This is a genomic window from Actinophytocola glycyrrhizae (assembly GCF_042653545.1).
Classification (GTDB): domain Bacteria; phylum Actinomycetota; class Actinomycetes; order Mycobacteriales; family Pseudonocardiaceae; genus Actinophytocola; species Actinophytocola glycyrrhizae.
In genome coordinates, this window is sequence record NZ_JBHSIS010000024.1 from 85,149 (window position 1) to 99,015 (window position 13,867).

The window sequence follows — 13,867 nt, forward strand, 5'->3', positions numbered from 1 at the left end:
ACATGTTACCGAGGGGGTTGCGGCCGGGTGTGGGGGCTATCCGAAGATCGCCTGGCCGGGGGTGAGGACGTTCCTCGGGTCGTACTGGTGTTTGGCGGCGCGGAAGGCGGGCCAGCGGTCGCCGTAGTGGGCTCTCCAGTCGGATTCCGTCAGGGGGATGGCACCTACCGGGTAGTGGGTGCCGCCGACGGCGACGGCTCGGTCGTACTGGGCGCGGTTTACCGCGATCAGGCGCTGGGTCTCCGCTTCGTTGGGTGGGCTGACCGCTCGTAGCAGGGCCAGCAGGAACACGACCGGGCTGTCGGGTACTCGGACGAAGGGCCTGCGGATCAGTGCGCGGGGCACCGGGTAGAGCAGCACGACCCCGCCCGCGTCGGCGGGCGTGGTCTCGTCCAGTAGTTCCGTCACGTACGCGTCGGTGGCTTCGTCCGGCAGGAAGATGTTGATCCACGGGCCGGGCAGGCGCAGCGCCATGAGCTGCTGGACCAGTTCGTAGATCCGGTTGAGCCAGTCGAAGTACGGCATGTCCGTGATCTCGGTACTGGCCGGCGCGAGGTCCGCCACCAGTGCCTCGTCGTCCGGTTCGGACGGCGGGGTGTAGTACGTGACGCCTTCGAGCATGTACGTCCAGCCGGTCTCCGTGGGCGTCAGCTGGCCTTCGAGGTAGCTGAACCGGCGGTCGGCGAGCGCGGTGCGCTGTGCGGCGGTCATCGCCGCCAGGTCCGGGTAGAACAGGTGGTACACCCGCGCTGTGCTGGCCGCCGGGATCAGCCGCACGGTGGCGCGGGCGATCACCGCGAACTGGCCGAGGCCGCCCAGCACGGCGTTGAACAGGTCCGGGCGGATCGACGGGGAGCAGCGCACGATGTCGCCGGTGCCGGTCACCACTTCGAGCGCGAGGACGTTGTCGACCAGCATGCCGTGGTGGGAGGTGGCGCCGCCGATGCCGCCCACGGACAGGGTGCCGCCGACGGACAGCCCGAGGTAGTCCGTCGCCACGGGTGGGGTCTGGCCGCCGGCGAGGGTGGCCTTGATCAGGTCGAGCCACTGGACGCCCGCGTCGACCACGGCGTGGCCGGTGCCGATGCGGTGGATGGTGGCCAGGGTGCGGGAGTCGATGACGACGCCGCCGCCCGCCTGTGCCTGGCCGAACGTGGAGTGGCCCTGGCCCCTGGCCGCGACCTTGAGGCGGTGCGCGTTCGCGAACCGGATGACCGTGGCGATGTCGCGGACGGATCCCGGGCGCAGCACGGCGATCGGCCTGCGGTGCACGATGTGGCCGTAGTCGTCGGCGGCCTCGGCGCGGGACTCCTCGTCGATCACCAGCTCACCGTCGAGGTGCGGCACGCGGATGCCGTCGGTCTCGGCGTCGGCGCTGGTCAGCCAGCCGAGGTTGACGGGGTCGAACGCGACGACCGTCGCGGCCGCGGTGGCTGTGGCGCCGGCGAGCACGGTCCGGCGGCTGATCTGCAACTTGCGCACGCGCGGCACCCTAACTCAGAAACGACCATGGGCATTCACCCGTTTGCCGGATGGGCACGAACTTCTCGTCACCGGCCGCATTGGTCCGAACCAAGGTGTGAGGTTTCGCCGGCTCGCGCGTACTACCGGTTAGGAAATGCGTTCGGGCAGCTCATGGAGGGGCGCGATGGGTGGGGACTTGGTCGGCACGGCAGGCGAGACGTTCGCGGCCATGGTGCAGCGGTGGCGGCACCTGGCGAACCTGACGCAGGAGGGCCTCGCCGAGCGGTCCGGGCTCAGTCCGCGCAGCATCCAGAACCTGGAGCGGGGCCGGGTCAGCAGGCCGCGGCGCGACTCGGTGCGGCTGCTCGCCGACGCGCTGGAGCTCACCGGGCCCGACCGTGCCGCGTTCGAGCGCGCGGCGCGGCGCGAGACCCCGATCACCGCGTGGCGCGGGGTCACCGACAGCGGCCGGGCGACCATGGCCGACAACCTGCGGCAGCTGGTCGCGCAGGCCCGGCACACCGGGTGTCAGCCCGTCGACCTGCGCGGGCTGCCGCACACCGCCGCCCCGGACGTGGTGCTCGAGCGGCTGCTGGCCGCGCTCGGCCCCGAGGAGGCGGTCGCGGTCTGACCGGTCACGGGCCCGCGGCCGCGCCGGTGCCGTCGAACACGTTGCCGGACCACCGGTTGTCTCCTGCGCCGGTGGCCCAGCCGGTGCTTGGGGTGCCGCCGAGGAACCGGTTGTCCAGCACGTGGATGCCGGTCGAACCGGGTTCCGTCGGCGCGTCGACCTGGGTGAGCACGTTGGCCTCGACGGTCACGTCCCGGATGGGACCGTCCGGGACGGACATCGTCACCCGGCCCATCACGTTGTGGCGCAGCAGAACCCCGGTGGTGCCCGCGGTGATCCGCACGGCCGAACCGGCGAGGTAGCTGTCGTACAGTTCGGCGCCGCTCGTGACCGTCACCCCGGACGTCAGCGTGCTGCGGTGCACCACGAGCCCGTTCGCCTGCTGCGACAACGACTCGCCGCCGGACAGCTCACTGTCCACGACGGTCAGGTCGGCCGCGAGCTGCCGGAGCGCGGGCGTGCCGGCCGGGGCGACCACGGCCACGCGGCGCAACGTCACGCCGGGGGCCTCGACGATCACCGTGCCGGTGACCCGCAGGCCGGTGACCACCTGACCGGCGGTCGTGACGCGCAGGTCACCCCGGTGCGCGGTCAGCGTCGTGCCCCGCGGGACGCCGGTGTTCGCCGCGGACGGCCGCGGTTCCGTCGCCGACGAGGACGACGTCGGCGGTGACGGTGACGGTGAGTTTGTGGCGCGCTCCGGCCCGTCGATGATCATCGTGGAGTCCGACGGCGTGTCGAGGAGCCTGCTCGTGACGACCGCGCCGCCGAGTCCGACGACCGCGACCACGGCGGCGGCCACGGCCAGGGAGCGTTTCCTGTGCGTTCGTGGCCGCAGCTCGGTGACCACGGCGCCGTCCGCACCGGTGGCGGTCTCGTGGTGCTCGGCGTGCACGTCGGCGATGCGCTCGCGCCACCGGTCCAGGCCGGGCGGCGCGTCGATCCCGGCGAAGAGCTTCCGCAGCTCGTCCTCGTCGATGTGCTTGCTCACAGCGTCACCCCCAGGTGCCGCTGGAGCCGGGCGAGCGCCCGCTTGCACGCCATCGTCGCCGCGTGGGCGGACAGGCCGACGACGGCGCCGACCTCGGCGTAGCTCAGACCGGCCGCGATGCGCAGACCGAGGATCGTGCGGTCCTTGTCGGACAGGTGGGCCATCGCGGCGAGCGCCTGGCGCACCTCGTCCCGCATGACGACCTCACCTTCCACGTCGACCCTCGGGTCGGCCTCCGACTGCCCGCCGAAGAACCGCGCCACCAGCGCCGACCGCCTGGAGTGCTTGCGCCGGTAGTCGATCACGGCGTTGCGCGCGATGCGCAACAACCAGGCCGGCTCGGCCTCCAGGGGCACGTCGGCGCCTGCGAAGGCGTGGAACGCGGCGGCGAACACGTCCGCCGCCAGGTCCTCCGCGTCTCCCCGGTTGCTCACCTGCGAGAGGCAGTACCGGAACACGCGTGCTGCGTGGTCCCGGTACACCTGCTCGAACGGCCGCGCCGGGGCATCGGTCGCCTGACGTGGCTGCGAGCCCGGTTCCGCCGTGTCCTCAGGGAGAACGCGTGAGCTCACCAGATCTCACACCCCGATCCCCAGTCATGTGAAAGTGAGCCACTCTAACAACGCGGGGCAGCCGGGATCGACGCCCGAACCGTTACGAAACCAGGCGTAACGGCCCCGCGGTTTTCGTTCCGCCCCGAAACCATTGGCGGACCGCCCGCGCCCCTGCCACGTTGGGCGGCATGGCTACTTTCGATCCGCGCCTGTACGGGGCGCGCTGGGCGGACGAGTACGACGAATGGCACAAGGGCCTGATGGACGACGAGGGCGCGGTGGCGGCACTGGCCGATCTCGCGGCGGACGGTCCGGCACTGGAGTTCGGGGTGGGCACCGGCAGGCTGGCGGTGCCGCTGGCCGAACGCGGCGTCGAGGTGGTCGGGGTGGACATCAGCCCCGAGATGCTGGCGAAACTGAAGGCGAAGACGGTCAAGGTCACGACGGTCGAGGGCGACATGACCACGGTGTCGCTGGACCGCGAGTTCGCGGTCGCGTTCATCGCGTTCAACTCGATCTTCGTTCTGGAGTCGCAGGAGGAGCAGGTGGAGCTGTTCCGCAACGCGGCGAGGCACCTGCGGCCGGGCGGGCGGTTCGTGCTCGAGACCGTGGTGATCAAGCCACCGAGCGACGACCGCGGCAAGCTGTCGGTGGTGAAGGTGGAGGCCGACCGGGTCACCCTCGCCGGCGGCACGAACGATCCGGTGACCGGCAACTACTCGGGCATGTGGATGGTCGTCGAGCCGTCGGGCACCAGGTTCTACCCGTTGGGCGGCAGGAGCGTCCCCCACCACGAGATGGACCTGATGGCCCAGCTGGCGGGCCTGGAACGCGAAGCCCGCTGGAGCGACTGGAAAGGCACCCCGTTCGGCCCCAAGTCCGAGCTGCACGTCTCCATCTACCGCAAGCCGTGACAGCCGAGGTGACCAGCGGTCGTCTCGACCGCGGATTGCCGCGGAAGTCGTTGAAGGATCTACCCTGGTGCTGTGACCGGGACCGCAGGAGAACCGCGCTGGCTGGACGACGGCGAGATGCGGGCCTGGCGCGCGTACGTCATCGCCAGCGAACTGTTGCGGAAGCAGCTCGGCAGGGAGCTCCAGGAACGTCACGGCATGGCTCTCGCCGACTACGAGGTGCTGGTCAGACTGTCCGACCACGACGGTGGCCGCATGCGCATGGCCCACCTGGCAGGCGAGGTCGCGTCGTCGAAGAGCAGGCTCTCCCACCAGATAGCCCGCATGGAGACCGCGGGCCTGGTCCAGCGCGTCGAATGCGGTGACGACGCCCGCGGCGTGTTCGCGGAGATCACCGAGGCGGGCAGGGACCGGCTGCGGGAGACCGCACCCACGCATGTCGCAGGCGTCCGCGCGCACCTGATCGACCTTCTGAAACCCACCGATCAGACCGCACTGGCGGAGATCTTCGAACGAGTGCTGGACCACCTGGGCCACCCGGAACGCTAGGAGGCCCGAAGCCGGCGGACCGCACGCGCGGCCCGCCGGCTTCGGCATCCGGGCTCAGCGGCTCGCCGCCTGGACCCGCTCGAACCGCACCCGGCTCAGCCAGCCAGGGAGGTCACTGAGCACGTACAGCTCGCCGTGCACGTCGGTGCCGATCGCGGTCGGCTGGGTGGGGAGGTTGCCGATCGTGGCGGTTTCGTAGCCGCCGCCGGACTTGGGACGCACGGCGAACACGCGGGTCGAGCAGTAGTCGCTCGCGACGTAGGTGCCCCACGCCTCCGGGGTCCGGGACCCCCGGTACACGACGCCGCCGGTCACCGAGCAGTTGTCGTTGTAATGGTCGTACTCGAAGACGGGGTCGGTGTATCGCACGCCCGGCCTGCACTGCTGCGGGTCGAACACCGGGGTGCCCTCGCGGCAGGACCAGCCGAGGTTCGCCCCACCCTGCCACGGGCGGATGTGGTTGATCTCCTCGACCAGGCCCTGGCCGACGTCACCGATCCACAGCGAGCCGTCGACCGGGTCGACGGAGAACCGCCACGGGTTGCGCAGCCCGTAGAGCCAGATCTCCGGCCGTGCCCCCGGCACGCCGACGAAGGGGTTGCCGGAGGGCACGCAGTAGGGCTGCGCCCCGCAGGTGCGGTTGACGTCGATCCGCACGATCTTGCCGAGCAGGGTGCCGAGGTTCTGACCGGCCTTGAACGGGTCGTTCGCGTGGCCACCGTCGCCGAGGGACCAGTAGAGGTAGCCGTCGCGGCCGAACGCCACCTGTCCGCCGTTGTGGTTGCCGTACTCGGCGTGTTCCTGGGTGAGCAGCACCTGCACCTGCCCGGGAGCGCCGATGGGCACCCGCGCCAGGGTCAGCGCACCGGCGGGCAGGCTCGTGTAGGCCACGTAGAGGACCCCGGTCCGCCTGAAGTTCGGCGCGGGCGTGATGCCGAGGAGCCCGCGCTCGTTGTCCGACGCGTCGATCCGGTCGGTCAGGTCGAGCACCGGCTCGGCCGCCAGACCCGTGTCGGGGTGGTAGGCGCGGACCGTGCCGTTCTTCTCCGCGATCAGCATCCGGCCGTCGGGCAGCCCGGTGATCGCGATCGGGCGCCGCAGACCGGACGCCACCTGTTCGGACACCACGGTCAGCTCGGCGAGCGGCACCGAGCGGTGATGGGATTCGCCGGCCGCGGCGGTCCCGGCCGCCACCACCGATGGCAACAGAAGCGCGGACAGGGCCAGAACTAGCAGACCGGCCAGCATGGTGACCGGGCGACAACGCCGTCGCGACATGGTGCGGCTCCTCGGAGCAGAGTGGGGACACGATCTGGGAGCGCTCCCAACGGTACCGCGAGTCACCGACAACATCCAGCCCGTAATGTCACCGCTTCCCGACAGGGACCGAACACCGGAGGATTGGAGAACCGCGGAAGATGGGAGCGCTCCCATCCGACCGTCCTAGCTCCTGCGGCCGCTGCCCCACCACGTCCACGATCGCGTGCCACGACCGGCGGACGGACATGACAACAACTGGCCAGCCGTTAACGGGACAGCGTGGCGTGGCGAGTCACCAGCATGAAGCGCGCACTGCTGGCCGCTGTTCTCCTCGCCGCACTGACGGCGTGCGGTGGCACCGACTCCGGCACCAGCCCGAGCACCTCCCCCGAATCCACCACGACGACCACGCCGCCACCCACGACCACCACAACGACGACAACCACCACGCCGCCGCCCCCGCCGCCGCCGCCGACCGAACCCGTCGTGCCCGTCCAGCCGCCAGCACCCAAACCGCCGCCGGTCCAACCTCCGCCTGTCGAGCCGCCTCCCCCTGCCGAGCCACCACCAGCGGAACCCGCCGACGCCTACTACAAGAACTGCGACGCGGCCCGAGCGGCCGGCGCCGCGCCTCTCCACCGCGGCGAGCCCGGCTACCGCGCCGGCCTGGACCGGGACGGCGACGGCACTGCCTGCGAAACATGAAGAGCCTGTCGGCAAGGGGGTCTGGTGCGTGACGGTTCAGGTCCGGGTGCGACAGTGCGCGGCTGGCCCCGGCGCTGGCTGATGCCCTGCCTCGCGACCAGGTTCTCGGCGCGCTCAAGCTCGGTGAGGTCGCGTCACCCATCGGCCCCGCCACCCCACACCCAGTCGTATCCGGTGCTGCGAAAACCCTTTCCAACAACACCATCGAGGCAGATCCGTCCTCATGGGACGCACTCAGACGCAGCGTCGTGTCCTGTGCTTCCCGGTGTACTGGGACCACACCGATCCCCACGCGACGATCCGATCGTTCATGGCGCGAACACCAGTCCGCAGCACGCGCTGACCGGTTCAAGGTTGACCGCCGAGCCGGGTTCCAGCACCACCCCGTTCGGCACGATGTGCGCCATGCACGCTTGCCCCCGGCTCGGTGGTCCGCAAGCACCGGAAATCGCCGGTCATGCCTCCAGCATCGACCGCAGCCCGACCATGATCGACCGCACGCAATGGAGCAGGTTGGGAAATATGCGGGGAATTCCATCGACGAGCTACCCCGAGTCGGCCCGCTCAGTCGCTCAACTGGTTCAGATCTCGGTTCCGTTCGCCAGCACCGAAACGATCACCATCGCGATGCTTCCCTGACCACGGCGTCGCCAACTGTCTCGGAAAGCACCGGCTCAGGTCCTGGCCGTCGTCACTAACGGTGGAGAAACGGCCGGCTGGCAGGCCAATGCCGAGTCTCATTACGTGTGTGGCAGGAGTGACACGTCCAGTTGAATATCGAAGCTAACGGCCGTCGTCGTTGATTCTGACCGGTTGATCCAGGTCGGCATGAAAGACAGGCCGCGTCGACGCGGAAGTCAGTGCAAACTCGTACGCGGCGTCGTCCGGACCTTCAGCTTGCTGGTGTCCCCGGATCGTGACGCTGTACCAGCCAGGCGTCACCGTCAGGCGGCGGTGCTGAGAATGCTGTGGCGTCCAACGACTGAGGGAGCCTGCGCCACAGAGGAGCAGCGCCCCGGTTTCCGTGCCGAGGACCCAGCCGTGCGACGACAGCGCGGCAGTGGACCACGGCGACTGATCCGAGTCATGTCGTACCAGCACTGTGTAGTAGGCAGGGCCGAGATCCACCAGCGATATCGCGATGCCCTCACGAGCGGAAGGTGGACCCGGATCATCGGGAGGAAGTGGGTGAAATTGACGATCTTGACGCGAGCGACCAGGGCGCCGATGGGTGCTTTGGCGGTGACTGGTTGGTCACGGTCGATGAGCTGGTCGATGTGAGTGGGGATGTCGGCGATTCGGGTTCCGGTGGGCACGATTGGATGCTGGCAAGTGCATGCCGACAACGCCATCACCAGCCGACCGCTTACCGACCTCTGACCGGTAGACCGGGGCGCACTTATGAAAGTGTGTATAGGTCAGGAAACCTTAAAACTATCGTGCTAACACTATTGAAAAGCATGTGATGTATCCGGTGCATGGCCGATGAGTTTAGCTCGATCACTCTGCGACAATCCAGCAACCGCGCTTCCGATGTGATATGTGCGCTAGTGACAGCACCCCAATCGCTTTCAGATCGGTAAATCTCCCACGCTTCGACCATTCGTAGTCTTGTCCTTGTGCGACCCCAAATCGATTGCACTTCTTCGATTTGCTCGATCGACTGGGAAGGATAGTTTGCAAGGCTGGCAAAGTTAATCCAACCTTCAATCAACTGTTGAGAGGTGACTTCATTAGGCATGTCTCGATATCGATATCCGCGCACCTGCTGAGCCATGACTCGCGAGAAGGGATCAGTCGGCCAGTCTAATGTAGTCAAAATAGATAGCTCGTACTCCGCAAAGCGCTGGCGACATTCGTGGCAGAACACCCGATTGTCGCCTCGTCTACGGTATCCCGCTAATAAGGCACTGTATCGAATGTCCTCCTCGCCGAGTTTGTAGTCTACCACCTGGCCGTTGATTGTCGGATTTCGCGGCGCCAAGCATTCGACGCAAAGTAATGTTCCGCAACTCTGACACTGCCCGCTACTACTCCGACCGCAGCTGCAAAAGTTCAAGATCAATTCTCCTGACGTTGGCGCGCCTATAGCGAAGCTTACATTACTCCCGCATTCTCGTCAGGTTTCACTACCGGGAGCGTGCACTTGAGGAAGGTGAGCCCGACGAGGCGACCCGGGGTCGAGCCGAAGGCCCGGAACACCGGCGAGAACATGACCTTCACGCGCGGCGAACGCGCTCATGCAACTGTCGGTTCATAGCTCAAGCCAACTCACCACAATAGATGTGGGGCAACTACGGCGACTGCGGTAACCACCCAGGTCGCAATGTTTGATCGGGTACCGTTGCGCTAACCATACCCGTGGTCGATAAACTGACAGCGCAGCGGTTACCCGATCATCCGCCCTCAGTTGCTTATGGACGTTACTGATCAGCACCCCCTCCACCAGGAGAGCAATCGACACTGTCGACGTTACCGAGACAGCGGGTGTCGCTCAGTCTCGTGTTGCGCCTGTGGGCCAGACGACCGTAATCGGCACGCCCTGGGCACGGGCTGCGTCCACTACGTCTGCTGTTCCGGCGTAGCCGCGCGCAGGCTGGCCGTCCCAGACGGCGAGTAACTCGTCCGCGTCGGCGAGCATGCACAGACTGGCATCCATGTGTGCAGCCGAGTCTGACTCGACGTAGTCCAGACGGATGATCTCCGCAGCTTTCGCGATCAGCGCGTCGTAGGTGGGGTGATGTTCTTCCGGTAGGCCATCGCGGTACTTGTGGGCTGGCACGATGACGTGGAGCGTGCCGGCGTGGTCCAGGATCGCCCTGGCGAACAGGGCGTCTGCGCCATCAGCGATGCAGCTCAGGCCGGCCAACGGGCCGTTCTCCGCGCGCTTGCTGATTTCGCGTCTGAGAGCGGCGTCCACCAGAGCGGTCGTCGTCTCGGAGAGGCCGCGCGGTGTCCGGCTGCCGGACCAGTTGTTCGACATCCTCTTGGAGCACGAGAAGGCCCAAGCCGCGGAACGGGAGCTGGCAGGCGACCTGTGGCACGAGAGCGACTTCATGTTCACCCAGCGAACGGCAAGCCGATCGATCCACGCTCAGACCACAACGAGTGGAAGGCGCTACTGGCTGACGCGGGCGTCCGGGACGCCCGGCTTCACGACGCGCGGCACACGGCTGCGACCGTGCTCCTGCTGCTCGGCGTACCGCTGCCGGTGGTCATGGAGATCACGGGCTGGTCGAACGCCATGGTCGCGAAGCGCTACCAGCACGTGATCAGTTCGATTCAGGTGAACGCCGCGGCACAGATCAACACCCTGCTATGGGGCCAATGATCAGGTGCAGGCGTGGGATCACCGTCGTAATCGATCCCACGCCCGACTGACGACGATCTGCCGCGCCTGTGCGAGCACATCGTCGGCGGACGCCTTGCCGTCGCCCTCCGCAGGCTTTCACCAAACAGGCCAAGCAGCTTGTCGCCAAACGACTTCTCGATCGCTTCGCGCTGCCGATCGAGGCGTCCGTTGATCATCGCGTCGAGTTCGGTTTGGGTGACCGTCAGCGTCTTCTCGCCGCCCAGCGCGGTAGGCGGCTGCCCGGTCGGTGCAGGCTGCCCGGTCGCGGGCGGCGCCGGGAGCGGAGTGTGGTGCAGGCGGGGTTGCGCGGGCGCGGGGTCGCCTGCCGACGGGGTCGGCTGGGTTACCGGTGGTCGTGTCGGTCATGCGTGGACCGTGCAACCTGCGTGTCACCGCATGGGCGAGTTGTGTGCGTGATAGGCTTCGAAACGGTGACTCAGTGGTGGGTTGCTGGCGCTGGACGCGATGTCCAGACAGTAAGGCGCGATGCCTTCAGTCAGTGACTTATTTCACCTGGGTCCAATGCACGTCGAACGGGTAATCAGTCATATTTCTGGGCCTTAATCTAGGACAGCTCGACAGCTAATTTCGACACGACCGACCACGACTCCTCGTTGCGCAAGTGCTGAGCCCAGCAGCGCCAAGCCGACTCGGAGAGTGGAGCGCGTCCGTGTTGCTGTGGTTGTCCGCGAACTCTGGGTTGATCGTCGCAGTCTCGTCGGGAATCTGCGTCCCGCTCGCTCTCGTGCTGCGTTACTGGTTTCGGGCCCGCGCTCTCGACCGTGCCATTCGCGACGGCTGTCGTGTGCGTCTCAGTGACTGGCGCTTCCGCATGGAAATCGATCCGCCCACACCGCCCGAAAAGAAGCCTGCTGCCCCGCCGGCAGGGAAAGCAGTCGCTCCTGCGCAAGCGCGCGGCTCACGCAGGCAGCGAAAACGGCGACGTCGAAAGGGAAACTGATCAGGCGTCGAAGTCGCGGCGGTGACGTCGATGGCATTGTCGAAGTTGGTCACGCTGGTCGACGCCGTCGCGCTCTTGGGTTCTGGCCTTCCACACCGAGTAGACGGACTACAGGCTACTGGTGCGACCCCCGATGGGGTGGCACCAGCAACCGCCAGGAAAGGTGGCCGGACACCTTGACGCTCATGTACGGGAAGCCGCCGGTGGCGGCGAATGAGACCCTAAAAGAGACCCTGCACTCCCAGCCAGGCTGGCGCACACTCCAGCGAGGGACGTTTTACCTGGTCATACACTGCGGAGGCGGAGGGATTTGAACCCCCGGACCCGTGAAGGTCTCCTGTTTTCAAGACAGGTGCATTCGGCCGCTCTGCCACGCCTCCCTGTACTGCAGGGTAGCGGGCGTTGGTGGGCGGGTTGCGGGGACTTCCCCCGTGTGTGTGGCGTTGCTGTCCGCTTCGGACAGTGATCGGGAGTTTCACCAGTTCAGGGCTGTGCTGTGGGGTTGTGACCGGTGGCATACGGGTGCATGCTTGAGGGCACGGCCGGCTGAGCAGGCCCGCCGGGAAAGGGCAGGTGGTGCCGTGGTAATGCAGTTAACGGGGGTGGTGGACCGCAGCTCACTGCGGCCCCGCGGTTGAGCCGACAGCATCGGCTCGGTCGCGATTGCGGAGTAGTGCCGGAGTTCGGGCGCTCGAGTGCGCACAACGCACCTCCCGCGCGCCTCGACGATGTTGATCTCTCCGTCAGGGCAGGCCTTTCTGGTTGTCCGGAGAGGGTCCACGCCAGTCCGGGTGCTTCGGACCACCACTGAACTTCGACAAAACGAAGGGGCCGCACCCGTCGGGTGCGGCCCCTTTCCACTCGCTCACTCAGCTCAGATCAGTACGCCGTGGTGGTCGTGGGCGTCCGGCTCGGCCTTGGCCACCGACACGGTCGCGGCGCGGGCGGCTGCCGCACGGGTCTTGGCGCGGGACGCGCGCGGCGGGACACCGTTGATGTCCTCCGTGGAGATCGCGTACGAACCCAGCACGAACGCGATGGCGTCCGAGTTGCGGTCCAGTGCCACCCGGTCGACGTTGCCCAGGTTGTCGCACGCCTGGTGGTAGCAGGGGTCGAAGGCCTGGCCCGCGACGCCGCCCCACTTGTTGGCCTGCTCCTCGGTCTTCACGACCTCGGCACCGGTGAACAGGCCACCGGCCGGGATGCCGTTGAGGATGAACTCGCCGTAGTCGGAGCGGCCGTCGAAGTCCTTGCCCTCCAGCGGCACGCCGGTGTAGTCGAAGTAGTCGACGAAGGCCTGCTCGATCTGCGCCGAGCCGTACGGGCCCGCACCGGCGCCGACGCCGTCGGAGTCGTCACCGTCGTAGGTGAAGTAGCCCGCGTTCGGCGAGCCGATCATGTCGAAGTTCAGGTACAGCGCGATGTTCAGCTGCTCCTCGAAGTCGAGGCTCTGCACGTAGTACTCCGACCCGACGAGGCCGAGCTCCTCCGCGCTCCACCACGCGAACCGCACCGCGTTGTTGACCTTCGGGGAACCGCCGAGCTGCAGCGCGGTCTCCAGCAGCGCCGCGGAACCGGTGCCGTTGTCGTTGATGCCAGGGCCGTCGGCGACGCTGTCCAGGTGCGCGCCCGCCATGACGACGTTGTTGTGGCGGCCTGTCTGGGTCTCCGCGACGACGTTGTACGAGACGCGGTCCTCCATGAAGCCCTGCAGGTCGATGCTGACCTCGGCGCCGTGCTGCGTCGCCAGGACCTGGCCCTCGGCCTGCGTGACCCCACCGGCTGGCGCGCTGCCGGGCAGCGGCGCGCCGAGCGTGCCGTTCAGAGCACCCGGGGTGTTGTTGTACATGACGACGGCGACGGCGCCGGCCTCACCGGCGGCGGCGGCCTTCGCGCCGAACGTGCACGCGCCGCGGCTGATCAGCGCGACCTTGCCCTCGGCGCCCGCGTAGTCGGTCGCCTCGCAGCCAGGGGTCGCGTCCGGCGGCACCACGTGCAGCGTGCTCGTCACGCCGCCTTCCGGCGTCGACTCGCTGTAGCTCATCCGGATCACGGGGTACTCGGTCCCGGCCACGGTGAGCGACGTTCCGCGGGTCTCGTCGTAGACGAACGGGAACTCCTGCCGCTCGACGGTGTACCCGGCGGCCTCGAGCTTGGTGGCGATGTACTCGGCCGACGCGACGTGGCCGTCGGTGCCCGCACCGCGGTTGCCGTCGTTGCGGTCGGCGAGTCGCTGCAGCGCGATCAGGTGGCGGTTGGTGTTCGCCACCTTGACCTTGTTGACCAGCTGGCGGGCCAGCGCGGGCCCGTCGGGCACGGCGGGCAGCGCCGATGGCCCTGCCGCTGCGGGTACGGCTGCGAGACCGACGCCGGTCGCGGCCGCGAGCAACGCGACTCCGGCGCGGAGTGTCGTCTTGGCGGACGGCATGAAGGGGTTCCTCTCGTCTCTGGCTCAGACACCGGCGCCTGGATCGTCCCGAACTCGA

The 13,867-nt window shown here is 67.8% G+C and carries 13 protein-coding genes and 1 tRNA gene; 6 read left to right on the forward strand and 8 right to left on the reverse strand.

Annotation, left to right across the window (positions count from 1 at the left end; genetic code table 11):
• Nucleotides 1–36 precede the first annotated feature (36 nt).
• Entirely contained in the window at nucleotides 37–1,482 is a 1,446-nt protein-coding gene (locus tag ACFPCV_RS35120; protein WP_378061418.1) for an FAD-binding protein, read from the reverse strand.
• A gap of 166 nt (nucleotides 1,483–1,648) precedes the next feature.
• On the opposite strand from ACFPCV_RS35120, the gene ACFPCV_RS35125 reads away from it, so the two are divergent.
• Complete coding sequence (locus ACFPCV_RS35125) at nucleotides 1,649–2,095, forward strand: helix-turn-helix domain-containing protein (RefSeq protein WP_378061419.1); 447 nt, start codon at nucleotides 1,649–1,651, stop codon at nucleotides 2,093–2,095.
• Nucleotides 2,096–2,099: 4 nt separating this feature from the next.
• Here ACFPCV_RS35125 and ACFPCV_RS35130 read toward each other — a convergent pair whose 3' ends face one another.
• Both ACFPCV_RS35130 and ACFPCV_RS35135 read right to left on the reverse strand, forming a co-directional pair.
• On the reverse strand, nucleotides 2,100–3,086 hold the full coding sequence (locus ACFPCV_RS35130) for a hypothetical protein (protein WP_378061420.1): 987 nt from the start codon (nucleotides 3,084–3,086) through the stop codon (nucleotides 2,100–2,102).
• Nucleotides 3,083–3,658, reverse strand: coding sequence for an RNA polymerase sigma factor (locus ACFPCV_RS35135; RefSeq protein ID WP_378061422.1), 576 nt, complete (start codon nucleotides 3,656–3,658; stop codon nucleotides 3,083–3,085). Before ACFPCV_RS35135 ends, ACFPCV_RS35130 begins: the two co-directional genes overlap by 4 nt.
• Before the next feature lie 170 nt (nucleotides 3,659–3,828).
• Here ACFPCV_RS35135 and ACFPCV_RS35140 point away from each other — a divergent pair, with 170 nt between their 5' ends.
• Both ACFPCV_RS35140 and ACFPCV_RS35145 read left to right on the forward strand, forming a co-directional pair.
• On the forward strand, nucleotides 3,829–4,554 hold the full coding sequence (locus ACFPCV_RS35140) for a class I SAM-dependent methyltransferase (RefSeq protein WP_378061423.1): 726 nt from the start codon (nucleotides 3,829–3,831) through the stop codon (nucleotides 4,552–4,554).
• 72 nt (nucleotides 4,555–4,626) lie between these two features.
• Nucleotides 4,627–5,103 (forward strand): MarR family winged helix-turn-helix transcriptional regulator, encoded by a 477-nt coding sequence (locus ACFPCV_RS35145; RefSeq protein WP_378061425.1) that lies wholly within the window; start codon nucleotides 4,627–4,629, stop codon nucleotides 5,101–5,103.
• A gap of 54 nt (nucleotides 5,104–5,157) precedes the next feature.
• Here ACFPCV_RS35145 and ACFPCV_RS35150 read toward each other — a convergent pair whose 3' ends face one another.
• On the reverse strand, nucleotides 5,158–6,381 hold the full coding sequence (locus ACFPCV_RS35150; protein ID WP_378061427.1) for a PQQ-dependent sugar dehydrogenase: 1,224 nt from the start codon (nucleotides 6,379–6,381) through the stop codon (nucleotides 5,158–5,160).
• Between the two features lie 282 nt (nucleotides 6,382–6,663).
• Between ACFPCV_RS35150 and ACFPCV_RS35155 the strand changes: the two genes are divergently transcribed.
• Together ACFPCV_RS35155 and ACFPCV_RS35160 are read left to right on the forward strand one after the other, a co-directional pair.
• Complete coding sequence (locus tag ACFPCV_RS35155) at nucleotides 6,664–7,068, forward strand: excalibur calcium-binding domain-containing protein (RefSeq protein WP_378061429.1); 405 nt, start codon at nucleotides 6,664–6,666, stop codon at nucleotides 7,066–7,068.
• Nucleotides 7,069–7,422: 354 nt separating this feature from the next.
• Entirely contained in the window at nucleotides 7,423–7,707 is a 285-nt protein-coding gene (locus tag ACFPCV_RS35160) for a hypothetical protein (RefSeq protein WP_378061430.1), read from the forward strand.
• Nucleotides 7,708–7,851: 144 nt separating this feature from the next.
• On the opposite strand, the gene ACFPCV_RS35165 is transcribed toward ACFPCV_RS35160, so the two are convergent.
• Together ACFPCV_RS35165 and ACFPCV_RS35170 are read right to left on the reverse strand one after the other, a co-directional pair.
• Nucleotides 7,852–8,196, reverse strand: coding sequence for a hypothetical protein (locus tag ACFPCV_RS35165; protein ID WP_378061431.1), 345 nt, complete (start codon nucleotides 8,194–8,196; stop codon nucleotides 7,852–7,854).
• A gap of 1,366 nt (nucleotides 8,197–9,562) precedes the next feature.
• Nucleotides 9,563–10,051 carry a hypothetical protein gene (locus tag ACFPCV_RS35170; protein WP_378061432.1) on the reverse strand — a complete coding sequence of 163 codons (489 nt, stop codon included), beginning with the start codon at nucleotides 10,049–10,051 and terminating at the stop codon, nucleotides 9,563–9,565.
• A 54-nt stretch (nucleotides 10,052–10,105) separates the two neighbouring features.
• Between ACFPCV_RS35170 and ACFPCV_RS35175 the strand changes: the two genes are divergently transcribed.
• A complete protein-coding gene (locus tag ACFPCV_RS35175) occupies nucleotides 10,106–10,399 on the forward strand; it encodes a tyrosine-type recombinase/integrase (RefSeq protein WP_378061433.1) in 294 nt (97 codons plus the stop codon).
• A 1,277-nt stretch (nucleotides 10,400–11,676) separates the two neighbouring features.
• Here ACFPCV_RS35175 and ACFPCV_RS35180 read toward each other — a convergent pair.
• Together ACFPCV_RS35180 and ACFPCV_RS35185 are read right to left on the reverse strand one after the other, a co-directional pair.
• Nucleotides 11,677–11,761: transfer RNA gene (locus ACFPCV_RS35180), tRNA-Ser, on the reverse strand.
• A 494-nt stretch (nucleotides 11,762–12,255) separates the two neighbouring features.
• Nucleotides 12,256–13,809 carry a M28 family metallopeptidase gene (locus tag ACFPCV_RS35185; RefSeq protein ID WP_378061434.1) on the reverse strand — a complete coding sequence of 518 codons (1,554 nt, stop codon included), beginning with the start codon at nucleotides 13,807–13,809 and terminating at the stop codon, nucleotides 12,256–12,258.
• Between the last annotated feature and the right edge of the window lie 58 nt (nucleotides 13,810–13,867).

Bases quoted from the DNA above. Each gene is read 5' to 3' on its own strand.
- ACFPCV_RS35150 (WP_378061427.1), bottom strand. From the start codon at position 6,381: ATGTCGCGACGGCGTTGTCGCCCGGTCACCATGCTGGCCGGTCTGCTA.
- ACFPCV_RS35140 (WP_378061423.1), top strand. From the start codon at position 3,829: ATGGCTACTTTCGATCCGCGCCTGTACGGGGCGCGCTGGGCGGACGAG.
- ACFPCV_RS35125 (WP_378061419.1), top strand. From the start codon at position 1,649: ATGGGTGGGGACTTGGTCGGCACGGCAGGCGAGACGTTCGCGGCCATG.
- ACFPCV_RS35155 (WP_378061429.1), top strand. From the start codon at position 6,664: ATGAAGCGCGCACTGCTGGCCGCTGTTCTCCTCGCCGCACTGACGGCG.
- ACFPCV_RS35170 (WP_378061432.1), bottom strand. From the start codon at position 10,051: ATGTCGAACAACTGGTCCGGCAGCCGGACACCGCGCGGCCTCTCCGAG.
- ACFPCV_RS35185 (WP_378061434.1), bottom strand. From the start codon at position 13,809: ATGCCGTCCGCCAAGACGACACTCCGCGCCGGAGTCGCGTTGCTCGCG.